Source organism: Clostridium sp. AF27-5AA, from assembly GCF_003478415.1.
In the GTDB taxonomy this organism is placed as follows: domain Bacteria; phylum Bacillota; class Clostridia; order Lachnospirales; family Lachnospiraceae; genus Otoolea; species Otoolea fessa.
Map to the genome: position 1 here is coordinate 336,273 of NZ_QUFH01000001.1, position 25,503 is coordinate 361,775.

Below are 25,503 nucleotides of genomic sequence, written 5' to 3' on the forward strand. Positions count from 1 at the left end.
GGGATGGATACTTCACGGGCTGGACATGCGGAGCCGGGGCGGCTCCTGTGTCGACGCGTGGGATGAGTACTTCACGGGCTGGACATGCGGAGCCGGGACGGCTCCTGTGTCGACGCGTGGGATGAGTACTTCACGGGCTGGACATGCGGAGCCGAGACGGCTCCTGTGTCGGCGCGTGGGATGAAATATATGCGTCTCTCTACCCCGTCATGCAGCTCGATTCCGCTTCGCTCCATCTCGCTCACGGGCTTCGCCCTATGGATAAAAATGTCTGAAATACGGCTTATGTGCAAGCACAACACCGTTTTTCAGCCTTTTTTATCCGCATGACTCATGGCTTACGCGTATATTATACACCACCCACGTTAAAAAGGAAATAGAAAATAGACATCTGTCGAAAACTTTTTTTATTTTTTTTGGTTTTTCACTTGCATATTTTCCTATTTTCTGCTATTATACCTTTGTTATGGATTTTAATAGGAAGTCCAATGATCGGTTAAGGAGGTGCTACGATGGCTAAGTGTGCAATCTGCGAGAAAGCTGCTCATTTTGGTAATGCAGTGAGTCATTCACATAGAAGATCTAACAAAATGTGGAAAGCTAACGTTAAGTCTGTTAAGGTTAAAACTAATGGCGGAGCTCAGAAGATGTATGTATGTACTTCTTGCTTAAGATCCGGTTTAGTTGAAAGAGCCTAAATCGAGTTTAACTGGCCTCAGGTGTCTGCCTGAGGCTTTTTTCTTGTCCTTAGCATAATGAACGACAAAAAATGTTGGAAATATGCTTTTTGAGCACATTCCAACATTTTATATAAAACCTTTCCTTCAAAACACCTTAAAACAAGTTCAGCAGCGTTCCATACAGCTTCTCATTTCCCATCACCACCAGCGCCAGTTCTTCTTTTGCCTCGCTGAGCTGATAAAAAAGATGTCTCACATCGCGCTCTGTCGAGCGCAGATATCCCATTTCATCATAATAATAGCGCCCATCCAGCCGATGCACCATGCGATCGACTTCTCGCGTATGGCGAGATTGTATTTCTACGGCAGAATCGGATTGCTTTTCCAGTTTTTCCTGCCAATCGGATTTCTGGCACTCATATCCCTGACGGATGTAATCATTCCGCAAATTAGCTGCTTCTGACTCATCATTGGCATAAACCACCGCGACATGGGGATAGCGCCGCATTCCGCGTCCGTGCGGCAGGTGCATCATATTTTGTATAAAATAGGAAAGTTCTGCATTCGCACGGATCCGATTCGTCAGATGGAATGTCTGGATTCCCGGCTGCTCCCCCAAGAGCTTTATTGCACCCAGCTCCAATTCTTCCGGCGAAATCATATCCTCACAGTTACTGGAAAAAATAACCGGACGCGTTTTGCCGATCTCCAGCAAAATTTCCAATGTATTGGGCGACAGAAGGTGTGCCTCATCTACTAAGATCGCGCTGTATGCTTCAATCCTGATTTCCGCTCCCGTTTGAACACTATCCTCCGCCAGGTACTCCACCCGCCGCAGCCGCTCATGCAGCACCTTCCACTCTTTTCCCGCTTCACCGCAGTGGATCATGCACACCCGCTCCCGCCCGGAGAGTTTCATCGCAATATCATATAAAAGCAGCGTTTTTCCCGTCCCCGGAAGCCCGGTAAACCAGAAATATCCCGTCCGGTCTGCCCGGATTTTCTTTAAAATCTGGCGTTCAATATCCCTCTGCTGGTATGTCAGGAAATATTCTTTCTTTAAGAACCGTCCCGGCTCTGTGAGCGGCGAAATCAGGTACAGCTCCGCCTGAAACAAGTCTTCGATATCGCCTAGATAATCAGCACTCTCCTGTTGCAAATCCCGGCAGAGCTGTTCCCAGTCCGCCTCCACAATGCGGTCATGATTCGTCAGACGCACCAGGCGGTTTTGGCTGCTAATATAAGTGTACGAACGAATCGGCTTTCCCAGCGCCGCCAGATAATACCGGTTTTGTATGAGCTGCTTGCGGATCGCCTCATCCGACACCTGTCCGCTCTTTAATTCAAGGTTTAAAATTTGTTCTTCCTTGATCTGAAGCAGATCAAACTCTTTCCCCAGTCTCGGAATCTGAAACGAATAGAAAAAACGCAGTGCGTACACCGCCTGCATATGTCTCTCCAACTCCGAAACAAGCGCTTTCATGCTGTCCAGCTCCCATTCCCGTATTTTCAGAAACACATCCCGCCCCGAAAGCTGTCGTTCCAGCTTTTGAAGGTATTCCGTATTCTGATTTCGGGTAATCGTGTAAATAGAGATTGCTTTCATACCTGTACCGCCTGCGTTCCTTTTCGCCCTTTCCAAACTTTATAGATCCTTCTTTTTGCCGCAACACTCCATGAGCGCCGCCAGCACAACCGCCAGCACGCCCTTTTCCCTGCACCTGCCATCTTGTTATTTTACACCTTATATCCCAGAAAGCATCCATCCTCATGCGACTCAATCCGCCCGACCGCCTGCAGATACGAATAAATAATCACCGTCCCGGCAAACTTCATCCCACGCTTTTTGAGATCTGCCGACACTGCATCTGAGAGCGGCGAGCTGACCTTGCCTGTCTCATGAATCACCGCATCTCCTGTCCAGTGAGTCAGATACGCGTCAAAACTCCCATATTCATTCTGAATTTCCCGGAATATCCGTGCATTCGTGACAGCGGCATGAATTTTCAGCCGGTTATGTACAATTCCCGGGGCGGTCCGGAGTGCTTCCTCCTTCGCCTCGTCGTAACCGCACACCTTGTCCAGGTCAAATTCATCGAACGCGGCGCGGAATGCCTCCCGCTTATTGAGAATGCACTCCCACGAAAGCCCTGCCTGAAAGCATTCAAGGATCAGCATTTCAAAGAGCTTCGCATCATCCCGAACCAGCTTTCCCCACTCCTCGTCGTGGTAACGGATATACAATTCATTCTTTGGATTCGCCCAGCGGCAGCGGTGTTTTCCATCGTGCCATTCCATGTTTTTCTCCCTTCGCCTACATAAGCGGCGCCAGAATCCGCAGTGCCTTCCCCGCAAACCGCCGGATAAACGGATACTTCCGGCAGTTTTCCAGAGTGATCCGCTCGCTCTTTGCAAGTGTTTTCTGGAAATCTTCTTCCACATCCATCACAACCGCATTGCGGAAGAAATAGGACGCGCACTCAAAATGCAGATACAGGCTTCTGAAATCAAGGTTGATCGTTCCGACCACCGCCTTCTCATCGTCGCTCGTAAACATCTTCGCGTGGATAAAGCCCGGCGTGTATTCATAGATCTGGACACCAGCCCGCAGAAGCTCCGCGTAATAGCTGCGAGCCAGCAGGTACGCATATAACTTATCCGGTATATGCGGCATGATAATAATGACCTCCACGCCGCGCTTTGCCGCAAACTTGAGCGCCGCCAGCGTCGTATCATCGAGAATCAGATACGGGGTCGTGATGTGCACATACCGGCGTGAACGCCCTAAAATATCGAGGTACACCGACTCGCCGACATTTTCCCCGTCGAGCGGGCTGTCCGCATACGGCATCACAAAGCCGCCATAGTCCATGCCCTCCGGCATATGAAATGTCTCCGGACACAGAAAACGGCGATATTCTTCCGCATCCCGTTCCGTCACATCCCAGAGCTGCAAAAACATCATTGTAAAACTGTCTACAGCTTTTCCCTTGAGCATGACCGCCGTGTCCTTCCAATGTCCGAAGCGCACCCGCTGGTTGATATACTCATCTGCCAGGTTCACGCCCCCGGTAAACGCGGTATGACCATCGATCACACAGATTTTCCGGTGATCGCGGTTATTCTGGTAACTCGAGAGAGCCGGACGCACCGGCGCAAAAATCTTACACTGGATACCTTTCTCCTGCATCGCTTTCTCATAGCCGTGCGGCAACGTGAAGAGATTTCCCATGCCGTCATACATAAACCGGACTTCCACGCCCTCGGCGACCTTCGTCTCTAACACCTGTAAAATCGCATCCCACATCACTCCGTGTTCTACGATAAAATATTCCATAAATATAAAATGTTCCGCTTTTTTGAGTTCTTCCAATAATACTGGAAACATATCATCTCCCAGTGGGAAATAGCGTACCCCCGTATTTTCATACGCCGGGAAACGTCCGTACTGGTTCATATAGCGGACGAGATTGCCGCCGCTGGCGCTGATGCTCTCATAGTGTGCCAGCACCTCCGGATCCTGTAAAAGGTACGGACGAAGTTTTGTCCCAACCTCCTCGATCCGCCGGTTAATGCGGCGCGTGCCCGGCTGCAGCGTCAAAAACAGATAAAACAGCGTTCCAAACACCGGAAATATCAATATCGGCACTACCCAGGACAACTTGATCGTGCTGTTTCCCTCATCGCTGATAATATAGATCAAAACCAGCGCACTGAGCATCGCAGATCCACCGTACATATAGATCAGGTACTCTCTAAACCAGTCAAACCCGGCAAAGAGCACAAGAATCTGTATCAGCAGAAACAGCGTTCCCAGCGTGGTACGCCCGAAAATCAGACGCAGCAGTTTTTTCAATTTTTTAAGTATTTTCTCCATTTTCTACCAGTCCATTTCTCTGCCTCATTCATCAGGCACCTGCCGTATCATTGAAAACTACAGTGCCATCTCTCATAGTATGGCAGATTTTTGCAAATAAAACAAGAGGTCAGCCGGAGACTGACACAGATTTATGTGTCATCCCGACTGACCTGTCGTTGTAAGCGCTCATTTTAACAACCGCATTGAAACATCTCACGGATACCCGGCATAAAGCTGTTATATCGCCATTCTTGGCATTTTAATCCTCCAGCGCCTGACGGATATCCTCGATGATATCATCCACATTCTCAATTCCGACACTCAAACGGATCAGGCTTGGATCAACGCCTGCCTCCCTGAGTTGCTCATCGGAGAGCTGACGGTGAGTATGGCTTGCCGGATGCAGAACGCAGGTTCTCGCATCGGCAACATGGGTTACGATGGCTGCCAGTTTCAGCTTATCCATGAACTCGCCAGCTGCCTGACGACCGCCCTTTAAGCCGAAAGAAATAACGCCGCATGTACCGTTCGGCATATATTTCTGCGCCAGTGCATGGTATTTATCATTTTCAAGTCCCGGATAATTCACCCAGGCCACATCTTCACGGCTCTGTAAATACTCGGCGACCTTCTGTGCATTCTCACAGTGGCGCGGCACACGCAGATGCAGTGTCTCCAGACCGATATTCAATAAGAAGGAATTCTGCGGGGACGGGATGGAACCGAGATCACGCATTACCTGTGCGGTTGCCTTGGTGATATAAGCCGCCTTACCGAATTTCTTCGTGTAAATAATGCCGTGGTAAGACTCATCCGGCGTCGTCAGACCCGGGAATTTGTCTGCATGTGCCTCCCAGTCAAAGTTGCCACTGTCCACGATGCAGCCGCCGACGGTCATCGCATGTCCATCCATATATTTTGTAGTAGAATGCGTTACAATATCTGCGCCCCACTCGAACGGACGGCAGTTGATCGGAGTTGCAAACGTATTATCTACAATAAATGGAATACCATTTCTGTGTGCAATCCGGGCAAATTTTTCCAGATCCAGCACTACCAGAGCCGGGTTTGCAATCGACTCACCGAAGATACACTTTGTGTTCGGGCGGATCGCCTTCTCGATCTCCTCTTCCGGCGCATCCGGGTCAACTAACGTAACATCGACGCCCATTTTTTTCATCGTAACGACAAACAGGTTTGATGTGCCGCCGTATACGGTTGCCGAGCAGACCAGATGATCGCCCGCGCCGCAGATATTAAATACCGCATAAAAGTTTGCCGCCTGTCCGGAGGATGTCAGCATTGCTGCCGCGCCGCCCTCCAGCTCACGGATCTTATCTGCGACTGCATCATTGGTCGGGTTTGCCAGACGGGTATAAAAATATCCGTTTTCCTCCAGATCGAAGAGTCTTCCCATCTGCTCACTGGTTGAATACTTAAAGGTCGTGCTCTGGTAGATCGGCAGAATTCTCGGCTCGCCATTTTTCGGCTGCCATCCGCCCTGGATGCACGTTGTTTCCATTGAACGTTTCATTTTTCTTCTCCTTCATATGTTTATTTTTAAATAATTATATAGTAATTGAGCCCATTTTTTAGTACGGCTCTTTTACATCACCATATCAAACAGCGAAAGCTGATTGCTCTCCGGCAGCCCCGTCAGAATTCCCAGCTCTGCCATCAGATCGCACACCGTCTTCGTAACCTTGGTACGGTTGATAAAGTCCTCTTTCGACAAGAACTTTCCGTCCTCCGCCGCAAAAACAATCGCGTCTGCCGCTTTCTCGCCCAGTCCGTCGATACTGCTTAACGACGGCATCAGCTTTCCGTCTATAATCTGGAAATTGCGGGCTTTTGCCCGGTAAATATCGATGGGCATGAACTCAAATCCGCGCGCGTACATTTCCTGTACGATACGCATATCGCGCAGCGTGTCCTGCTCTTTCTTGGAAAGAGAATCCGACCGGCTCTTGTATTCCGCCAGATGGTACTCCAGCTTATCGCGCCCCTGGCACATCAGCTTGTAGGTAAATCCACTCGCACGGATGCTGAAATATGCCGCATAGTACGCCAGCGGGTAAAATACCTTACAGTACGCCACACGCCATGCCATCATAACGTAAGCCGCCGCGTGCGCCTTCGGGAACATATACTTGATTTTCAGGCAGGAATCAATATACCACTGCGGCACATCGTGAGCTTTCATCTCCTCGATCCACTCCGGTTTCAGTCCTTTTCCTTTTCGGACAGACTCCATGATAGTGAAGGAGAGTCCCTCTTCGAGTCCTTTCTGAATCAGATAAATCATAATATCGTCTCGACAACAAATCGCCGTCTGAATCGTCGCCTGTCCGCTCAGGATAAGGTCTTTCGCGTTTCCTAACCATACATCCGTACCGTGGGACAGACCGGAAATCCGCACCAAATCCGAAAAATATTTCGGTTTGGCATCGATCAACATCTGCATCGCGAAGTCTGTACCAAACTCCGGAATGCCAAGCGCCCCGAGCTTACAGCCGCCGAGATCCTCCGGCGTGACACCGAGCGCCTCCGTGTTCTGGAAGAGACTCATGACCTCCTTCGAATCCAGTGGAATATCCTTAACCGGGTCGAGTCCCGTCAAATCCTGCAGCATACGAATCATGGTCGGATCATCGTGTCCGAGAATATCGAGTTTCAACAAGTTGTGGTCGATCGAGTGGTAATCGAAATGCGTCGTGACGGTACGTGTCGTCATATCGTCCGCCGGGTGCTGCACCGGTGTAAACGTGTCAATCTCCTCTCCGAGGGGCAATACGATGATACCGCCCGGATGCTGTCCGGTGGTACGCCGCACGCCGACGCAGCCGGACACGATGCGCTCAATCTCGCACCGACGCTTACGGATTCCTTTATCCTCATAATAATGCGCCACAAAACCATACGCTGTCTTATCCGCCAACGTACCGATCGTCCCCGCACGGAAGGTCTGTCCTTTTCCGAAGATGACCTCCGTATAGCTGTGCGCCCGGCTCTGGTACTCGCCGGAGAAGTTTAAGTCTATATCCGGCTCCTTATCGCCCTTGAATCCCAGGAACGTCTCAAACGGGATGTCGAACCCGTCTTTTTTCAACGGTTTTCCGCACTTTGGACATATCTTATCCGGCATATCGCAGCCCGCCATACCCGAAAACTTCTTTACGTCTTCGGAATCAAAATCGTAATAATGGCAGTTCGGGCAGTAATAATGCGGGCTCAGCGGATTTACCTCCGTGATACCAGACATCGTCGCCGCCAGCGAGGAACCAACGGATCCTCGCGAACCAACCAGATATCCATCCTCATTCGACTTCCAAACCAGCTTCTGCGCGATGATATACATAACGGCGAATCCATTGGAAATGATCGAGTGAAGTTCACGCTCCAACCGATCGACTACCACCTTCGGCAACTTATCGCCGTACATATCATGCGCGTGGTTATAACAGATGGTACGCAGCGTATCATCCGAATTCGGAATAACCGGCGGACACTTGTCCGGGCGTACCGGGGAAATGCGCTCGCACATCGCCGCGATCTTGCGCGTGTTTGTGATAACGATCTCCTCCGCCTTATCGCTGCCTAAATATTCAAATTCCCCCAGCATTTCCTCGGTGGTCCGCAGATACAGTGGTGCCTGATCGTCTGCATCCTTAAAGCCCTTGCTCGCCATGATGATACGGCGGTAGACCTCATCCTCCGGATCGAGAAAATGTACGTCGCAGGTCGCGCAGACCAGCTTGTTCCACTGTTCGCCAAGTTCAATCACTTTGCGGTTCAGATCCTGCAGATCCTCCCAGGTGTTGACTGAACTTTTCTCATCCCGCAGCATAAATGCGTTGTTTCCAAGCGGCTGCACTTCCAGATAATCGTAGAAATTCGCTATTTTTCCCAGTTCCTCCTCCGGAACCCCGCGCAGGATCGCCTGAAACAGCTCGCCCGCCTCGCACGCCGATCCAAGAATCAGCCCCTCGCGGTGGCTCGCCAGCAGACTCTTTGGAATCCGCGGACGTTTTGCAAAATACGTCAGGTTTGACTGGGAAATCAGCCGGTACAGGTTGATTCGCCCGACATCATTCTTCGCCAGAATAATAATATGGTAGGTCGGCATCTTCCGGATCATTTCCGGTGTCATTTTGCTGAGTTCGTTGAGCTGCGTCAGGTTTTCGATATCACGAGCCTTTAACATCTCGATGAACTTGACAAAAATCTCTGCCGTCGCCCCCGCATCATCGACCGCCCGGTGATGGTTTTCGAGGGAAATTTTAAGCTCTTTCGCTACCGTGTCGAGCTTGAAGCGGTTCAGGTTCGGCAGCAGGACACGCGCCAGCGAAACCGTATCGAGAACGGTCGGCTGGAATGTGAGTCCCTGCCGTCTCGCATTTTCTTTGATGAAACTGATATCAAACGACGCGTTGTGCGCGACCATGACCGCACCCTCGCAGAATGCCAGAAACTCCGGCAGAACCTCTTCGATCGTCGGCGCGCTGATTACCATGCCGTCGTTGATGCTTGTCAGCTGTTCAATGTCATAGGGGATTGGCACTTCCGGGTTGACAAATGTGCTGAATTTGTCCACAATCTTTCCATCCGTCACACGCACCGCGCCGATCTCGATGATGCGGTTCTTGATCGGGCTGAAACCGGTCGTCTCGATATCGAATACAACGCAGGTGTGGTCTAACGTCTGTCCTTTCTCATTCTCCGCCAGCTCCTTCATATCATCGACGAGATAGCCCTCAACACCATAGAGGATCTTGAAGTTTTCGCCCTTATCGACCGCATGGTTCGCATCCGGAAATGCCTGCACACAGCCGTGGTCGGTGACAGCGATCGCGTCCATGCCCCACTGTTTGGCACGTTTGATGATATCCTTGACCTCGGAAACACCGTCCATATCGCTCATCTTTGTGTGACAGTGAAGCTCCACGCGCTTGACCGGACTGTTGTCCATCCGCTTGCTGGTGAAATCTTCGCATTTCTTGATGCCGGAAACCGAACCGATCGTCAGCTCGCCGTCAAATTTATCAATGTTGGCAACACCCTTGATGCGGACAAACTGTCCCGCCTTGGTCGCCATCTTCAAATCATCCAGCGTATCTTCCCGTGCAAAGATCTTGACGCCGATTGTATCTGTAAAATCCGTTACCGAAAACATAAACAATGTGTTGCCGCTGCGAAGCTCCCTTAGCTCGCAGGTCAGGATCTTTCCGCGGATGACAACCTGCCCAACCTCGCCTTCCAGCTCCTCGATCGGGCTCGCCTCCTCATCGAAATCGCGCCCAAACAGCACATCCGGATTGTCGGATTTCTTCATATAGCCCGAACGGCGGTACTCGCCGCCCTTGCTAGATCCAGCATTTGCGCTGCCTGCCTGGTTTCTGCCTCCTGCCGGATTCCCTCCGGCTTTCAGCTTACCAACCGGTTTTAAAACAGTCTTTCCCTCGTCAAATGGCAGATCGACACCGCCAGAGGCAGGTTCTGCCCCCGACGGTTCCATATACGCCTCATTGGCACCTGCTGCCCCGGCAGCCGCGCCGCTTCCGCCTGCCGAGCCACTCTCGCCTGCCGCCTGCGGCTTCATGTAGATGATCTCCGGCTCAGTATTCTTCTTCTCAACCGGACGGTAGGAAGTCTTCACAACCATTGGCACATTGCAGCGCTCGGTGAAGATTTTCTCCAGAATCCGCACCAGTTCCTGTGCCTTATCGCGCACGATCATCGTGTCCTCCAGCGACAGCTTCAGGTATCCTTCTTCTTCAAAATCCATCTCCGCCTTACGGAACATATTATAAAGAAGGATACTGTAATTTTTCAGCTCCATCAAAATACTGTCCCGGTACACATTCATGAGTTTTTCCGGCGTGTACTGGCTGGACAGATGGTATTTCTCCAAAATCTTGATCGTCACCCGTTTGCCCGGAAACAACTGCTCCTTGATGCCTTTTTCCAGATCGTAGATACTCTGCTTGTGCATCAGGCGCGGGCTGTCGATGTAGACGCGGATCACGCTCCGGTCACGGTTCGTCGAGATCTTCTCGATCCCGACCATTTCAAGCAGTCCCCGCACATTTTCCGCAATATGTAAATCTGGAAATACCTCCAGAAATGTTTTCATTCTATCATTCCTTTGCTTTTTTCTCTTCCACCATCCGGTCAAGCTCCGCTTTGAGCGCCGGTAAAAGTTCACTCTCCGGCAGTTTTTTCACAATCTCGCCCTTGCGTATCAGAAGTCCTTCGCCGATACCGCCGGCTACACCGAGATCGGCTTCCTTCGCCTCGCCCGGTCCGTTGACCACGCAGCCCATGACGGCAACCTTGATATCCAGCGGATATCCCTGTACCAGCGTCTCCACCTGGTTTGCCAGACCGATGAGGTCGATCTGCGTGCGTCCGCAGGTCGGACATGAAACAACTTCCACGCCACCCCGACGAAGTCCCAGCGTCTTCAAAATCAGCTTTGCCGACTTGATCTCCTCCAGCGGGCTGCCTGTCAGGGACACGCGGATCGTATCACCGATTCCCTGACTCAAAATCAGTCCCAGACCGACCGCTGACTTGATATTGCCCGCAATCACAGTTCCCGCCTCTGTGATACCGACATGCAGCGGATAATGAGTCTTTTTTGCAATTAGTTCATGTGCTTTTACACACATCATAACATCCGAAGATTTGATGCTGATGACCAGATTATCATAACCCATCTGCTCAATCAGGGCAACCTTATCCAGCGCACTCTCAACGAGTCCTTCCGCTGTCACGCCGCCATATTTCTCTACCAATGACTTTTCCAAAGAACCGCTGTTGACGCCGACACGAATCGGCACGCCATACTCTTTTGCCTTGTCAACCACCGCCTGGATCCGCTCTCTGGAACCGATATTTCCCGGATTGATACGGATTTTGTCCGCGCCGCACTCGATCGCCGCGATCGCGAGACGATAGTCAAAATGAATATCCGCCACCAATGGAATATGTATCTGGCGTTTAATCTCCGTCAGGGCAGCAGCCGCCTCCATTGTCGGCACTGCCACACGGATAATATCGCAGCCCGCGTGCTCCAGCGCCAGAATCTGCTCGACGGTCGCCTCCACATCCTCTGTTTTCGTATTACACATCGACTGGATCAGAATCGGATTGCCGCCGCCGATCTGTCGTTTTCCAATCTGCACCACTTTCGTCTCGTCCCGGTATCCCATATCGTTCCTCCCAAACCGTTCTTCTCCGACACAAAATTTCCGGCCTCTTTCGAGCAAATCTTTCATGCCTTTGAATCAAATGAATTAGTAACTGTTCAGTACCTTCACAGTCACGCGCAAAAATCCATCAAAAATTGCCTACGGCAATGGGATTTTTGCCTGCTGGTCCATGTTTTCGTACGGTCAGCGCAGTAAATGCGCAGACCTACTGAACAGTTACATGAATTATTACAATAAATTTCTAATATCATTAAACAATACAAATAACATCAGCGTCATCAACGCCGCCATGCCCACCATATGGACCATGCCCTCTTTTTCCGGATCAACCGGCTTGCCGCGCAGCATCTCCAGAATGATAAATACAAGCCGTCCGCCGTCCAGCGCCGGAATCGGAAGCAGATTCATGACACCCAGATTGGCGCTGAGTAGAATACACATATTGGCCAGATTGACAAGCACAATCATAAGTCCGTAGCTCTGGCTCTCCTTGACCGTCGTGCCGATCATCGACACAATCCGCACCGGACCCGCGATATCGTTCGAGCTGACCTGCCGCTTCAGAATCATGCCAAGGCTGCTGAACGTCACACGGATCCAATAGCGCACTTCATAGAAGCTATACTGCGCCGTCTGAATCACGGACGCCGGTTTCCGGTAAACGCCGCCGCTGATTCCAATAAGATAGCGTCCCGCCTCCTCGGAATAGCGCGGAACCATCTGCGTCGTGTAGGATTTCCCATCCCGCACATACTCCACCGTGACACTCTTTCCCGGATGAAACTGCAGATACGTCTGCACATCGCGGTACAGATAGGTGCGCGTACCATTTAAGCGCTCGATCGTATCGCCCGCCTGCAGCCCCGCCTCCTGTGCCGGATAGCCGTCCTCAACACTGACAACCGACGCCGGATCAAATCCCACACAGCTGATCACGAAAAAGGCGCAAAACCACGCCAGAATGAAGTTGAATACAGGTCCTGCCACCACGACTTTAAAACGTGTCCAGGCAGAAACCGCATTAAAATAAGTCCCCGTTGCGCCCGAAGGCAGCAGGAGCCGATCCGTTTTTCCATCTGTCAGACTCTGGTTCTGATCGCAGGAACTCCCTTTTTCCGTCTCACCCGGCGCATCATACCCTTCATCTTCCCCCAGCATCATACAAGAACCGCCAAACGGAAGCAGCTTCAGCGAGTACCGCGTCCCGCCTTTCACAAAACTGAAAAGTCTAGGACCCATGCCGAGCGAAAACTCAACGACGCAGATTCCGCCCCGTTTTGCCAATAAAAAATGTCCAAATTCATGAAACAGCACGATCAGGCTGAATACAATCAGCGCCGCCAGCAAACTTACCAATCTACCACCTGCTCTCTATAAAATCATAGGTTTCCTGTTCTGCTGCCAGAATCTCTTCGACCGTCGGATTCTCTTTCACGGTGTGGTGTTCCATCGCCGCCTCAATCATATCAGTGATGGTCAGATATCCGATCTCGCGATCGAGGAATTTCTGGACTGCCCGCTCATTTGCCGCGTTGAACACGGTCGGAAGCGTGCCGCCGCGCCGTCCGGCTTTGTATGCCAGGGAAAGTCCGTGGAAATTCTCAAAATCCGGCGCTTCAAAGGTAATCTGTGCCAGCTTTGCAAAATCCAGCCGGTCGCCCGCCAGGAAGCGGCGTTCTGGATAATACAGCGCATACTGGATCGGAAGTTTCATATCCGGCGTGCCGAGCTGCGCTATTACCGCGCCGTCCTCGTACTCTACCATTGAATGAATCACACTCTGCGGCTGCACAACCACCTGCACCTGATCCATCTCCACGCCAAAGAGCCATCTCGCCTCCATAACTTCCAGACCTTTGTTTACCATCGTGGAACTGTCGATCGTGATCTTGCGCCCCATCGTCCAGTTCGGATGTTTCAGCGCATCTTCGACCTGCACACTCTTCATCTGCTCTCTCGTCCATCCGCGGAACGGTCCGCCGGACGCTGTCAGGAGAATCTTGTGGATCTTATTTCCCGTCTCACCGTTCAAACTCTGGAAAATCGCGCTGTGCTCGCTGTCCACCGGCAGAATGCGGACATGCTTCTCCTTTGCCAGCGACATAATGATATGCCCGGCCGTTACCAGGGTCTCTTTGTTTGCAAGTGCAATATCTTTTCCAGCATTCATCGCTGCGATCGTCGGGCGGATACCGATCATTCCGACCACCGCTGTCACCACAATCTCCGCCCCCAGCTCCGTTGCCACTGCGAGAAGTCCATCCATGCCGCTCTCGACACGGATATCCAGATCCCGCACACGGTCTTTCAGTTCTTTTGCTTTTTCCTCGTTCCAGACCGCCGCGATCTTCGGAGAAAACTCCCGGATCTGTTTCTCCAGAAGATCAATATTGCTTCCAGCCGCCAGAGCCGTTACTTCTATATCTTTATTCGCCCGGACCACTTCCAATGTCTGTGTTCCGATCGATCCGGTTGATCCAAGTATCGCAATTTTTTTCATTTCTTATTCTCCTGTTTCTGTATTTTCATACATGCTTTCGTTTTATCGTAAAAACGTCAGTGCAAAATAAATCGCCGGTGCCGTAAAAATCATGCTGTCGAACCGATCCAGCACGCCGCCGTGTCCCGGAATCAGGTTTCCGTAATCCTTGACATTGTGGTTCCGCTTGATCGCCGACGCCGCCAGATCCCCGATCTGGGAAATGACCGCCGCAATCGCACACGCCACCGCGCATGCCACCATCGGATTGCTGACTTCGTCCATCTTCGCACCGAAGAAATACGCATAAATGCAGCCTAACAGAGCCGATCCGACCACACCGCCGACGGCGCCCTCGATCGATTTTTTCGGGCTTAAAACCGGTGCCAGACGGTGTTTTCCAAGGAGCATTCCCGCGCAGTATGCGCAGGTGTCACAGCCCCAGGAGCTTAAAAAGATCAGCCAGACAAGGTATTTTCCGTCCGCCATTGCCCGCACCTGATACAGGTAGGAAAGCATAATTCCCAGATAAAAAATGCCGAAAAATGCTACTGTAATCTGCTCGGTCCCATATTTCGGAAACGTAAACACGTAAATGCTCATCAGCACCATCAGGGCTGCAATCGCAAGCAGCGTCACATAATGCTGCCCTTCAAACCACACCAGCCCATAATATCCCAGACACGCCAGATACCCGGCGATGCCCGGCGCTTTTTTCTCAATCCCCATAACCCGGTAAAGCTCAAACATACCGATCAGGGAGATCGCGGCGGTCACACAGTACAGAAGGACACCGCCCTTTGTAACCAGTAAAATCGCGAGTGCTACAAGCACAATCCCGCTTATCAGCCTCGTTCTGAACATGGCAACTCCTCCTTATGCCTTGACTCCGCCAAAGCGTCTGTCTCTTTGATTGAACTGCTCAATTGCCTTTATAAGCTCGTCGCGGTTGAAATCCGGCCACAGGCAGTCCGTGATATAAATCTCACTGTAGGCAAGCTGCCACAGCAGATAATTGGACAGGCGGATCTCGCCGCTGGTGCGGATCAGAAGATCCGGGTCCGGGATGCCCGCCGTATCTAAATAGGACGCAACGGTCTGCTCTGTCACGTTCTCCGGCACCAGCTTTCCGTCCTGACAGTCCATCATCATATGGCGCACCGCGCGCGTGATCTCATCTCTGCCGCCGTAGTTGACTGCGATCACAAAGGTCATGCCCGTGTTTGCCGCCGTCTCGTCTTCCAGGCGGTTGATGCCCTCGATGATATCGCTGTCAAAGCGCGTGCGGTCGCCGATCATTTTGACTCTTACATTATTTTTCTTGGCAATCTTTAAAAGCCGTTTCAGATAAAAACGGAAGAGCTGCATCAGCGCCCCTACTTCTTCAGCAGAACGCTTCCAGTTTTCCGTTGAAAAACCATATACCGTCAGATAACGGATTCCCAGTCTCGCTGCATCCTCAACCGTCTGTTCAACCGTCACACACCCCTGTTTATGACCTACGGTTCTCGGAAGACCTCTCTTCTTCGCCCATCTGCCGTTGCCATCCAGAATGAGGGCGACATGCTGCGGAATTACCAGGTTTTCGATGTCCCTTTCCATCCAGTTTTCCTCCATAATATTCCCTTAATAGCCAGAAAACAGGACCAGCCGGCCATCCGCATCTGCAATGCCGGCCAGCCCTGCTTGAGGCAGCCTGATTTTTACATTTAAACTCTATTGTATTTTTATACAGTCATGATCTCAGCTGTTTTTTCTTCTACTGCTTTATCAACCTTTGCGATCATCTTGTCAGTCAGCTTCTGGATCTGATCCTCGCCATCTGCCAGCTCATCCTCGGTGATCTCGCCGCCTTTTTCCAGCTTCTTTAACAGGTCGTTTGCATCACGGCGGATATTGCGGACTGCAACCTTCGCGCCCTCGCCCTTTTTCTTAACATCCTTTGCCAGATCTTTACGGCGTTCCTCAGTAAGCTCCGGGAAAATCAGGCGGACTGCACTTCCATCGTTGTTCGGGTTGATACCCAGATCGGAAGTCAGGATCGCTTTCTCGATGTCCTTAATGAGCTTCTTCTCCCACGGCTGGATCAGAATCATACGCGGCTCCGGTACAGAGATATTTGCCACCTGCTGTAACGGGGTCGGTGCACCGTAGTAATCTACTTTGATTTTGTCCAGTACATGCGGGTTCGCACGTCCAGCACGAATGGATGTATACTCATTCAGCAGTGCGTCATAGGACTTATTCATCTTCTCTTCGTAAACTTTTAATCTCTCCTGCATAAAATCCTCCTAGTTATGCGGTAACCACTGTACCGTTAATTTTTCCGCGCATTGCATTTACAATTCCGTCTTTTTCATTCAGGCTGAATACTGCCATCGGAACGTGATTTTCCATACACATGATGGAAGCTGTGAGGTCTACGACCGCCAGCTGCTTGTCGATCACCTCCTGAATCGTGATCGTATCATACTTCTTTGCATCCGGGTTGATCTTCGGATCGCTGTCATAGACGCCGTCGATCGCCTTAGCTAGAAGAATGCAGTCTGCATCCATCTCAATCGCACGCAGCGCTACACCGGTATCAGTTGAGAAATACGGATGACCTGTACCGCCTGCAAAAAATACAACCATACCCTTTGAGAAATATTTATTGGCTCTGTCCTTTGAAAACAGCTTCGTCATGGAGCCGCACTCAAATGGTGTCAGAATCTGTGTCATCATGCCTTCGCTCCGGAAGATCTCCGACACGTAAATACAGTTCATGACCGTTGCCAGCATTCCGATCTGATCCGCCTTGGTCCGATCGATTGCATTGCTCTGGCGGCCTCTCCAGAAGTTTCCGCCGCCGATCACGATACCTACTTCGATTCCGTCATCGACCGCCGTCTTAACCTGTCTGGCTACTTCCTTGACCGTTGCTTCATCAAACCCGGTTTTCTTGTCGCCTGCCAGCGCTTCTCCGCTCAGCTTCAGTAATACCCGCTTTAATTCCATAATTCGGTTCTCCCTGTCTATATGTACGTTCTGATGTACATTTTATCTGTGATGACCGTAAAAAGCCGCGTCACCTTATCAAAGATATTCTACCACAAAAAATCCGAATGTGCGATAGAATTTTCGTAAATCCTGTGCATCCTTTCATCCTTTTCCCAAAACGCCTTTCTGTATACGGATTCTTCGCCCTGTTTTTCATTTTTTTCTCAAATTTTAGTGCCCGTTTTACTTCTTTTTCTATTTCACCTTTTCCCGCCGCTCTCATTCTGCCCCCAGCTTCTCATTATTTATCTGCACTTATCCTCTGCAATCTTTTTCTGTGCATTATTTAACAGCCTTCCTAGGTGCAACCCATGTATGTGCATTATTTTATTGGATATGCATTTTATAACATTGCAAATTTGAATCATTATATTGTTTGATAAAAATCAATTTCCAGCTACAATAGTTATATCAGTTGTAATTATTTATTATCTCTGAAATAACAATAACGCATGATTCTTTCGGATCGGGGAGGCACTTGAAAAATATGACAGCAATCGATCAAAAACAAATTAACAAGCAGCAGACAAACCGTTATGAAAAATATTACCGTCAGATAGGTCTCAACATCGCTTATTACCGCAAACTCCGCGGCATGAGCCAGATGGCTTTAGCAGAGGCGACCGATTTAAGCCGGACTCATATATCCAACATCGAGGCACCGAACATGAAAACGAGTCTTTCCTTAGAGAGTCTCTTTGATATTGCAGGTGTTCTGCAGGTTGCACCGCGCGCCCTGCTCGATTTCCGTGATGAGAAACCGCAGGATTTTCATGAATAAATCATGATAGAGCACGTAGATTCATGAATTTCTTTAAAGCATGACATTTTAGGGTTCCAAAGATAAATTGGAACCCTTTTTGTGGTATTCAAAAGTAAAAAATCAAAATTATGGTGAGCATTTTCCACCTATTTATTCGTCTTCCGGTTAATAAACTCCGTCCTCGTCTTCGAGTAGATAAATTTCTGACTCGCATACAGGCTGTAATAACCAGAGAAACTAAAGCTGACTGCAATCACCAGCACGAAAAACGGCATCGCCCCATAGCCAAAAAGCTCAAAGCCCAGCAGAAGCGTTGAGATCGGGCAGTTTGTGACTCCCACGAAGAGTCCCAGCATACCGCAGGCGGTCATAAGACCGACTGGCTGTCCAAAGAGAAATGCAAAGAAACTGCCAAACGCCGCGCCGATCGTCAGGGTCGGCACGATCTCGCCTCCCTTGAAGCCTGCCTCCAGCGTAACCGTCGTAAAGAGAATTTTCATCAGGAAATCCCATGGAAGTCCCTCGCCCTCGAAACATTTTTCAATCAGGGAGACGCCGCTTCCGTTGTAGCGGGTCGAACCGGTCAGAAGCGTCAAAACAATCACAATCGCCGCGCCGGATAGAATCCGCCAGACCGGCGATGGAAGATATTTTTTGTAGAGATGTTCCGTTGTGTGAAGCGTGATGCAGAAAAGCTCCGACACCAGCGCGCAGCCAGCCGCCAGACCGACAGCCACGATCGCTGTTTCAATACTCCACGCAGGAACCGCACCAATCGCAAACTGCTCCGGCATCAGTCCCCAGAACCTCGCCAGCGCCGCCGCCGTAAAGGCAGAAAAGACACATGGAACCAGCGCTGCATAGTACATAACGCCGATGCTGATAACCTCCATCGAAAAGATCGCCGCCGCCATCGGTGTGCCAAACAAGGCGGCAAACACACCGCTCATGCCGCACATGACCGCAATTTTCTTATCTTTCTCATCAAATTTCAGCCATTTTCCGATCTGGGTTCCGATGCTTCCTCCCATCTGCAGCGCCGCGCCCTCCCGTCCGGCAGAACCGCCGCCCAGGTGCGTCAGAAGTGTTCCTGCAAAGACTGCCGGGGCAGTCGCAAAACTGATCTCTGTGTTCGAATAGATCGATTCGATCACCATATTTGTGCCCCGGTTATTACTCTCTCCCAGCACATGGTAAACACCCAGAACCAGAAGACCGGTAAGCGGCAGCAGAAAGACCATCCACGGGTGGCTTTGAAAGAATGCCGACACCCATAGGACACATTTTCCAAATGCCGTGCCGATGCAGCCGCTCACAATTCCAATCACAATCGCGCCTTCCACCCATTTTATAAAATAGGAAATATTTTTTAACACCGGCTCATATTTCTCCCGCTTCATTTCAACTCTCCCCTGTCTGCTCTATCCACACTGCTTTTCATTTCCATCTTAGACATCATAGATATTTTTGGATTTTACCAGCTTCGGACGGTAGCCTGCTTCCTTGAGTGCTTCCACTATCTTATTCTTGTGATCCGTACCAAACGCCTCAACGGTGATCCGCAGCTCCACTGCTGCGTTGCGGTTGATGCTGACAAACTGGTTGTGCTCCAGTTTGATGACATTGCCCTGCTCCGCTGCCATCAGATTTGCAACCTTTGCAAGCTCTCCTGGCTTATCCGGCAGCAGTACCGATACGGTAAATACGCGGTCTCTCTGGATCAGACCATGCTGTACGATGGATGCCATTGTGATCACGTCCATGTTGCCGCCGCTCAGGATGGATACGACTTTTTTCTTCTTCACATTCAGGTGTTTCAGAGCCGCCACGGTCAGAAGACCGGAATTCTCAACGATCATCTTGTGGTTTTCTACCATATCAAGAAATGCCACAATCAGCTCGGAGTCCTCGATGGTGATGATATCATCCACGTTGATCTGGATGTACGGGAACAGCAGATCGCCCGGGCGTTTAACGGCAGTACCATCCGCGATTGTGTTGACGTTCGGGAGAGTCACTACCTTTCCTGCTTTCAGGGATTCCTGCATACAGTTTGCGCCTGCCGGTTCTACACCAATCACTTTGATCTTCGGATTCAGCAGTTTTGCCAGCGTTGCAACACCGGTACAGAGTCCACCGCCGCCAATCGGAACCAGAATATAATCAACGGTCGGAAGCTCTTTGATGATCTCCATGGCGATGGTTCCCTGACCGGTGGCTACGTCCAGATCGTTGAAGGGATGGATAAAGGTATATCCGTGCTCCGCTGCCAGCTCATTTGCATATGCCAGCGCCTCGTCGAATACATCGCCGTGAAGAACCACCTCTGCGCCATAGCTTCTGGTACGATTTACCTTCATGAGCGGTGTGGTCGTCGGCATAACAACCGTTGCCTTGCAGCCAGCCAGTTTTGCCGCGTATGCAACGCCCTGTGCATGGTTTCCAGCCGATGCGGTGATCAGGCCGCGCTGTTTCTCCTCATCGCTCAGGGTGCTGATCTTATAAAATGCACCTCTTACCTTGTAAGCGCCTGTATACTGCATATTTTCCGGTTTTAAATATACTTTATTGCCGGTCAGATTCGAAAAATATTCACTGTAAACCAGTTTTGTCTCGGAAATAACCTTGCTGACAACCTCGGTTGCTTCCTCGAATTTATCCAGTGTCAGTCCCTGCGGCTCAGCCTGTACTGCCTCTGCTGCCTCTTCCTTTATTGTCTCACTCATTGTCTCTTTCCTCCATTTATCTGTGCCTCTCAGAATGCGCCCTGCTTTTGCCGATTCTCTGACCAGACAGTCTGCCGGGTGCGTCCTGTCTATCTGAATCTGCGGCTTAAGCAGATTTGTTCTCCGCCAAACCAGTTTCAGCCGCGGCATGTTCAGCTATTTTTAGCTTTATTCATTCTCTGTCAATGCTTCATTTCTCTTAAACAGTGCATTAACGAAATCATTCGCATCGAATTTCTGTAAATCGTCAATCTTCTCGCCGATTCCGACATATTTAACCGGAATACCAAGCTCGGACTGGATCGCAACCGCGATACCGCCCTTTGCCGTGCCATCCAGCTTCGTCAGGATGATGCCGGTGATATCCGCCACCTCCATAAACTGTTTTGCCTGTGCAAGCGCGTTCTGACCGGTCGTTCCGTCAAGGACAACCAATGTCTCACGGTAGGCGTCCGGATATTCTTTGTCGATGATCCGGTTGATCTTCTTTAACTCTTCCATCAGGTTTTTCTTATTGTGCAGACGACCTGCCGTGTCGCAGATCAGCACATCGGCATTTCTTGATTTTGCCGCCGCGATCGCATCGTAGATAACAGCTGCCGGATCAGAACCTTCCTGCTGGGCGATCAGCTCAACGCCCGCGCGACCTGCCCACTCCGTCAGCTGCTCAATCGCTGCCGCACGGAATGTATCCGCCGCCGCCAGAATAACCTTCTTGCCCTGATCCTTTAACTGACCTGCCAGCTTGCCGACCGAGGTCGTCTTGCCGACGCCGTTGACGCCGATCACCAGCACAACCGACTTGCGGTTCTCAAATTCGTAAGCATTTTCGCCCAGATCCATCTGTTCTTTGATGCTGGCAATCAGAAGATCCTTGCACTCTGCCGGATCCTTGATGTGGTTTTCTTTTACCTTTTTCCGGAGATCCTCGACGATCGCCATCGTCGTCTGGATACCTAGATCGCCCATGATAAGCGTTTCTTCGATCTCCTCGTAGAAATCATCATCGATCGCGGAAAAACCGCTGAATACGGAATCAATTCCGCTTACGATGGAATCTCTCGTCTTCGTCAGCCCTTCTACCAGACGGCTGAAAAAACCCTTTTTCTTCTCTCCCATGCCTGCGCCTCCCTTTCTATTTCTGCTCTCTTTTTTGCAATTATACTTCTGCTTTTTTCTCTTCCCGCTCCATCTGCGCCTCAATCAGGCTGACCGATACCAGCGTGGACACTCCTTTTTCCTGCATCGTGATACCGTACAGGCGGTCTGCCGACACCATCGTGCCTCTTCGGTGGGTGATGACGATAAACTGCGTGTAGCATGTCAGCTTATGCAGGTACCCGGCAAACCGGTCTACGTTGGAATCGTCGAGTGCCGCCTCGATCTCATCAAGCAGGCAGAATGGCGACGGTTTTAAGTTCTGAATTGCAAAAAGCAGCGCGATCGCCGTCAATGCTTTCTCCCCACCGGAGAGCTGCATCATATTCTGTAGCTTTTTGCCCGGCGGCTGTGAAATGATCTGGATGCCTGCCTCCAGGATATCTTCCTCCTGCGACAGCTCCAGCGTACCTGTTCCGCCTCCGAATAATTCCTTAAATACTTTATCAAATTCGCGGCGAATCTCGCCAAATTTTTCCCGGAACTGACGCCGCATTCCTTCATCCAGCTCCTCGATAATTTTTTCAAGCGCCGCCTGTGCCGCTACCAGATCTTCATGCTGGTTTTTCATAAACTCGTAGCGGCCGGATATCTCCTTGTAGTCCTCGATGGCGTTGACATTGACATTCCCAAGAGCGCGGATCTCCATCTTCTTCTCATTGATCGACCGCTTCATTTCCGGAATCGAGGTCAACGCTTCCTTCCGCAGCTCTTCCGCACGCGAATACGTGAGCTCATACTCACTCCACATATAATCGACCTGCGACTCCAGGCGCTCATTCAGGCGTTCTCTCTGGTTCTGGAGACGGAAGTTCTCGCGTTCCAAAAGCTGGAAACGTTCATTCAGCTCTTCCTTTTTATCAAAGAAAGTTTTCTGCCGCCCCGACTTTTCTTCCTTCTCACGCTGCTTGTTCTGGATTGCCAGTTCCATCTGTGTCCGCTTGTCCCCAGATGCCTGTATCTCGGCTTCCAGCGCTGCAATCTCGCGCTCTCTGGCAGCGATCGTCTCGCTGCTGTCCGCGTGACCGCCGGAAAGCTTCTCTTTCTCTACCCTGAGACGTTCCTGCTCCTGCAATACGCGGCGCAGATTTTCCTCGATAAACGCGCCCTTCTGCTCCGCCTGGAAATGCCCAAGCTGTATCTCCGAAAGGGCTGCCGCCGCTTCCCCACGCTGCCTTTTCGCCGTCTCAAGACCTGTCTGCTGCTCTTCCACATACTGGTTCTTCTCACTGCTTAGCGTCTCAAGCTTCGTCTCTTCGGTCTCCAGCTCCCGCAGCGCTCCGCGCAGATTGCCGACCTGCAGTTCGAGTTCCTGATTTTCCGAAGACAGGTCCTGAGAGGAATCTGCAATCTCCTGCCGTCTCGCCTCTAACTGGCAGATCGTCAGTTCCAACGTATTCTGCTGGATCTGCATCTGCTGGCGCCTCTCCTGGATGGATGCCAATGTTCTCTTCGCTTCCGTCAGCCTGCGCCCCGTCTCTGCCAGCTCCCTCTGTACCGCTTCCACCTGTTCCAATGCCTTTTTGCAGGCAGCTTCCAGTTCTTCGATCTCACGGCGGCGTCCCAGCAGATTGCTGCTGTTCTTGAATGCACCACCGGTCATCGAACCGCCAGGGCTTAAAAGCTCGCCGTCCAGCGTCACGATCCGGAGAGAATACCGGTATTTCTTTGCCAGCGCAATCGCATGATCGATCTGATCCACCACGACCACGCGTCCCAGCAGATAGGACACCAGCCCGCTGTATTTCTCATCCGCAGAGACCAGTTCGCTTGCCAGTCCAAGAACACCCATTTCTTTCAGCGCCCCCGGCTGTCCAAAACTCTGGCGGCGTTCCATGCTGGTCAGCGGCAGAAACGTTGCACGGCCATACCGGTTCTTTTTCAGATGTTCAATCAGGCGTTTCGCCGTCTCCTCGGAATCCGTCACAATGTTCTGGATGCTGCCGCCAAGTGCCGTCTCGATCGCCGTCTCATATTTCTTCGTCGTGCTGATCAAATCCGCCACAACGCCATGAATACCCGGAACGCAGTTCCTGACTTCCATCACGCGGCGGATACTGCCGCCGTAGCCCTCGTAGCGCTCCGCCAGATTCCGCATCGATTCCAGCTTTGTCCGGTTCGTGTGGTAATCCTGCTGAAGGCTCGAAAGTTTCTGGTTCAGGCGGCGTTCCTGTTCTTCCTCCGTGCGCGTCTGCTCCTGCAGCTCTTTTTCCTGCGCCGAAAACGCTTCCAGACATTCCCGCACCTTCCCTAATTTGGCTTCTTCTTCTTTTTTCTGCTCTTCCTGAACCGACTCATCGCTCTTGAATTTCAAAAGCTTCTGCGTCACTTCCGCCCGGCGCACATCCGCCTGCTCCAGCATCGTCTCATAGCGCTGACGGCGGGCGGCAAGTTCCGCTTTCTGGTTCAGAGCGTCCATGATCTCGGTTTTTGCTGTCTCGATCAAAGTTTCCGTCCGGCTGACCGCCTCGTCCATCGAACGGACTGCTGCCTCCGCTTCCTGCTGTTTTGCCTCGATCATCTGCACCGATGCATTTAGTGCCTGTTTTTCAGACTCATATTCCGCCTGTTCTTCCTCTTTCTGATGCATTTCGCCGTCGATCGACGCCATCCGGCTGCGGATATGTTCTTCGTTCATCTGCTCCGTCCGGATCTGCTCTCTGAGAACCCCGATCCGTCCGGTCTTCTCCTGGCGTTCCAGATCTTCCCGGCTGCACGCCTCACGATCCGCGGCAATCGCCGCATCCAGCGCATCCAGCTCGGTTCCGAGCAATTCGTACTCCGATTTCAGTGTCTCCGATTCCGCCCGCACACTCTCCTGATCGCCGGTCAGAATCATCTCCTTCTGCTCCACTTCCCGGATCTGGCGCTTCAATTCCTCCGATTCTGCCAAAAACAGGTTGGCGTCCAGACAGCGCAACTCTTCCCGCAGACGCAGATACTCCTTCGCCTCCTCCGACTGCCGTTCCAGTGGTCCTACCTGTTTTTCCAGCTCGGACAAAATATCCGTCACGCGGATCAGGTTCTGCTTTTCATCTTCCAGCTTCTTCTGTGCGATCGCCTTGCGCCGCTTGAATTTCACGATTCCAGCCGCCTCGTCAAACAGCTCGCGCCGTTCCTCCGGTCGCCCGCTTAAAATCTGATCAATCTGTCCCTGTCCGATGATGGAATATCCCTCTTTACCGATACCCGTATCATAAAAGAGCTCGTTGATATCTTTTAGACGGCAGCTCGTTCCATTAATCTTATATTCACTCTCACCAGAACGGTAAAGACGTCTTGAAACCGTGACTTCGTCGTACTCAATCGGAAGTTTGTGATCGGCATTATCCAGTGTGATCGCCACGTAGGCAAATCCCTGCGGTTTTCGAAGCTCCGTACCAGCAAAAATAACGTCCTGCATCGTGCCGCCGCGCAGCTGCCTGCTTCTCTGCTCACCGAGCACCCAGCGCACTGCATCGGCGACATTGCTCTTGCCGCTGCCGTTCGGTCCGACGATGCCCGTGATTCCGTTGTGGAACTCAAACAGAATTTTATTGGCAAATGACTTAAAACCCTGTATTTCAATACTCTTTAAATACATAC

General features: G+C 51.1%; 18 protein-coding genes. 2 read left to right on the forward strand and 16 right to left on the reverse strand.

Annotation, left to right across the window (positions count from 1 at the left end; translation table 11 throughout):
* Positions 1-512 precede the first annotated feature (512 nt).
* A complete protein-coding gene (gene rpmB / locus DWY89_RS01610; protein ID WP_003504147.1) occupies positions 513-698 on the forward strand; it encodes a 50S ribosomal protein L28 in 186 nt (61 codons plus the stop codon).
* Positions 699-834: 136 nt separating this feature from the next.
* On the opposite strand, the gene DWY89_RS01615 is transcribed toward rpmB, so the two are convergent.
* From DWY89_RS01615 to pyrH, 12 genes are all read right to left on the reverse strand, one after another.
* Positions 835-2,286: a DNA/RNA helicase domain-containing protein gene (locus DWY89_RS01615; protein ID WP_118524108.1), complete on the reverse strand. Its 1,452-nt coding sequence runs from the start codon at positions 2,284-2,286 to the stop codon at positions 835-837.
* A 131-nt stretch (positions 2,287-2,417) separates the two neighbouring features.
* Positions 2,418-2,978, reverse strand: coding sequence for a DNA-3-methyladenine glycosylase I (locus tag DWY89_RS01620; protein WP_118524107.1), 561 nt, complete (start codon positions 2,976-2,978; stop codon positions 2,418-2,420).
* Positions 2,979-2,994: 16 nt separating this feature from the next.
* Entirely contained in the window at positions 2,995-4,557 is a 1,563-nt protein-coding gene (gene cls / locus DWY89_RS01625) for a cardiolipin synthase (RefSeq protein WP_022360469.1), read from the reverse strand.
* A 241-nt stretch (positions 4,558-4,798) separates the two neighbouring features.
* Positions 4,799-6,073: an aminotransferase class I/II-fold pyridoxal phosphate-dependent enzyme gene (locus tag DWY89_RS01630; RefSeq protein ID WP_117795288.1), complete on the reverse strand. Its 1,275-nt coding sequence runs from the start codon at positions 6,071-6,073 to the stop codon at positions 4,799-4,801.
* A 72-nt stretch (positions 6,074-6,145) separates the two neighbouring features.
* Positions 6,146-10,672, reverse strand: a complete 4,527-nt coding sequence (locus DWY89_RS01635) for a PolC-type DNA polymerase III (RefSeq protein ID WP_118472297.1) — start codon at positions 10,670-10,672, stop codon at positions 6,146-6,148.
* Between the two features lie 4 nt (positions 10,673-10,676).
* Entirely contained in the window at positions 10,677-11,753 is a 1,077-nt protein-coding gene (gene ispG / locus DWY89_RS01640) for a flavodoxin-dependent (E)-4-hydroxy-3-methylbut-2-enyl-diphosphate synthase (protein ID WP_118524301.1), read from the reverse strand.
* A gap of 228 nt (positions 11,754-11,981) precedes the next feature.
* Entirely contained in the window at positions 11,982-13,109 is a 1,128-nt protein-coding gene (rseP, locus tag DWY89_RS01645) for an RIP metalloprotease RseP (protein ID WP_118522369.1), read from the reverse strand.
* Between the two features lies 1 nt (position 13,110).
* A complete protein-coding gene (locus DWY89_RS01650) occupies positions 13,111-14,253 on the reverse strand; it encodes a 1-deoxy-D-xylulose-5-phosphate reductoisomerase (protein ID WP_118467607.1) in 1,143 nt (380 codons plus the stop codon).
* A 42-nt stretch (positions 14,254-14,295) separates the two neighbouring features.
* Complete coding sequence (locus tag DWY89_RS01655) at positions 14,296-15,096, reverse strand: phosphatidate cytidylyltransferase (RefSeq protein ID WP_106999776.1); 801 nt, start codon at positions 15,094-15,096, stop codon at positions 14,296-14,298.
* 12 nt (positions 15,097-15,108) lie between these two features.
* Positions 15,109-15,834 (reverse strand): isoprenyl transferase, encoded by a 726-nt coding sequence (locus DWY89_RS01660; protein WP_117795278.1) that lies wholly within the window; start codon positions 15,832-15,834, stop codon positions 15,109-15,111.
* Positions 15,835-15,959: 125 nt separating this feature from the next.
* Entirely contained in the window at positions 15,960-16,514 is a 555-nt protein-coding gene (gene frr, locus DWY89_RS01665; RefSeq protein ID WP_022360460.1) for a ribosome recycling factor, read from the reverse strand.
* A 13-nt stretch (positions 16,515-16,527) separates the two neighbouring features.
* Complete coding sequence (pyrH, locus tag DWY89_RS01670) at positions 16,528-17,229, reverse strand: UMP kinase (protein ID WP_106999774.1); 702 nt, start codon at positions 17,227-17,229, stop codon at positions 16,528-16,530.
* Between the two features lie 529 nt (positions 17,230-17,758).
* On the opposite strand from pyrH, the gene DWY89_RS01680 reads away from it, so the two are divergent.
* Positions 17,759-18,052, forward strand: coding sequence for a helix-turn-helix transcriptional regulator (locus DWY89_RS01680; RefSeq protein ID WP_022360458.1), 294 nt, complete (start codon positions 17,759-17,761; stop codon positions 18,050-18,052).
* A gap of 128 nt (positions 18,053-18,180) precedes the next feature.
* Here DWY89_RS01680 and DWY89_RS01685 read toward each other — a convergent pair whose 3' ends face one another.
* From DWY89_RS01685 to smc, 4 genes are all read right to left on the reverse strand, one after another.
* Positions 18,181-19,434: a chloride channel protein gene (locus DWY89_RS01685; RefSeq protein WP_118524106.1), complete on the reverse strand. Its 1,254-nt coding sequence runs from the start codon at positions 19,432-19,434 to the stop codon at positions 18,181-18,183.
* Between the two features lie 48 nt (positions 19,435-19,482).
* Positions 19,483-20,760 (reverse strand): threonine ammonia-lyase, encoded by a 1,278-nt coding sequence (ilvA, locus tag DWY89_RS01690; protein WP_118524360.1) that lies wholly within the window; start codon positions 20,758-20,760, stop codon positions 19,483-19,485.
* Between the two features lie 168 nt (positions 20,761-20,928).
* A complete protein-coding gene (ftsY, locus tag DWY89_RS01695) occupies positions 20,929-21,879 on the reverse strand; it encodes a signal recognition particle-docking protein FtsY (protein WP_118524105.1) in 951 nt (316 codons plus the stop codon).
* 40 nt (positions 21,880-21,919) lie between these two features.
* A complete protein-coding gene (gene smc, locus DWY89_RS01700) occupies positions 21,920-25,501 on the reverse strand; it encodes a chromosome segregation protein SMC (protein WP_118524104.1) in 3,582 nt (1,193 codons plus the stop codon).
* Positions 25,502-25,503: the final 2 nt, after the last annotated feature.

Excerpts from the sequence above, each read along its gene's own strand:
- DWY89_RS01650 (WP_118467607.1), bottom strand. The coding sequence starts at position 14,253 with ATGAAAAAAATTGCGATACTTGGATCAACCGGATCGATCGGAACACAG.
- DWY89_RS01615 (WP_118524108.1), bottom strand. The coding sequence starts at position 2,286 with ATGAAAGCAATCTCTATTTACACGATTACCCGAAATCAGAATACGGAA.
- ilvA (WP_118524360.1), bottom strand. The coding sequence starts at position 20,760 with ATGAGTGAGACAATAAAGGAAGAGGCAGCAGAGGCAGTACAGGCTGAG.
- DWY89_RS01635 (WP_118472297.1), bottom strand. The coding sequence starts at position 10,672 with ATGAAAACATTTCTGGAGGTATTTCCAGATTTACATATTGCGGAAAAT.
- DWY89_RS01655 (WP_106999776.1), bottom strand. The coding sequence starts at position 15,096 with ATGTTCAGAACGAGGCTGATAAGCGGGATTGTGCTTGTAGCACTCGCG.
- DWY89_RS01680 (WP_022360458.1), top strand. The coding sequence starts at position 17,759 with ATGACAGCAATCGATCAAAAACAAATTAACAAGCAGCAGACAAACCGT.
- DWY89_RS01660 (WP_117795278.1), bottom strand. The coding sequence starts at position 15,834 with ATGGAAAGGGACATCGAAAACCTGGTAATTCCGCAGCATGTCGCCCTC.
- pyrH (WP_106999774.1), bottom strand. The coding sequence starts at position 17,229 with ATGGAATTAAAGCGGGTATTACTGAAGCTGAGCGGAGAAGCGCTGGCA.
- DWY89_RS01620 (WP_118524107.1), bottom strand. The coding sequence starts at position 2,978 with ATGGAATGGCACGATGGAAAACACCGCTGCCGCTGGGCGAATCCAAAG.
- DWY89_RS01685 (WP_118524106.1), bottom strand. The coding sequence starts at position 19,434 with ATGAAGCGGGAGAAATATGAGCCGGTGTTAAAAAATATTTCCTATTTT.
- ispG (WP_118524301.1), bottom strand. The coding sequence starts at position 11,753 with ATGGGATACCGGGACGAGACGAAAGTGGTGCAGATTGGAAAACGACAG.
- frr (WP_022360460.1), bottom strand. The coding sequence starts at position 16,514 with ATGCAGGAGAGATTAAAAGTTTACGAAGAGAAGATGAATAAGTCCTAT.
- ftsY (WP_118524105.1), bottom strand. The coding sequence starts at position 21,879 with ATGGGAGAGAAGAAAAAGGGTTTTTTCAGCCGTCTGGTAGAAGGGCTG.
- smc (WP_118524104.1), bottom strand. The coding sequence starts at position 25,501 with ATGTATTTAAAGAGTATTGAAATACAGGGTTTTAAGTCATTTGCCAAT.
- cls (WP_022360469.1), bottom strand. The coding sequence starts at position 4,557 with ATGGAGAAAATACTTAAAAAATTGAAAAAACTGCTGCGTCTGATTTTC.
- rpmB (WP_003504147.1), top strand. The coding sequence starts at position 513 with ATGGCTAAGTGTGCAATCTGCGAGAAAGCTGCTCATTTTGGTAATGCA.
- DWY89_RS01630 (WP_117795288.1), bottom strand. The coding sequence starts at position 6,073 with ATGAAACGTTCAATGGAAACAACGTGCATCCAGGGCGGATGGCAGCCG.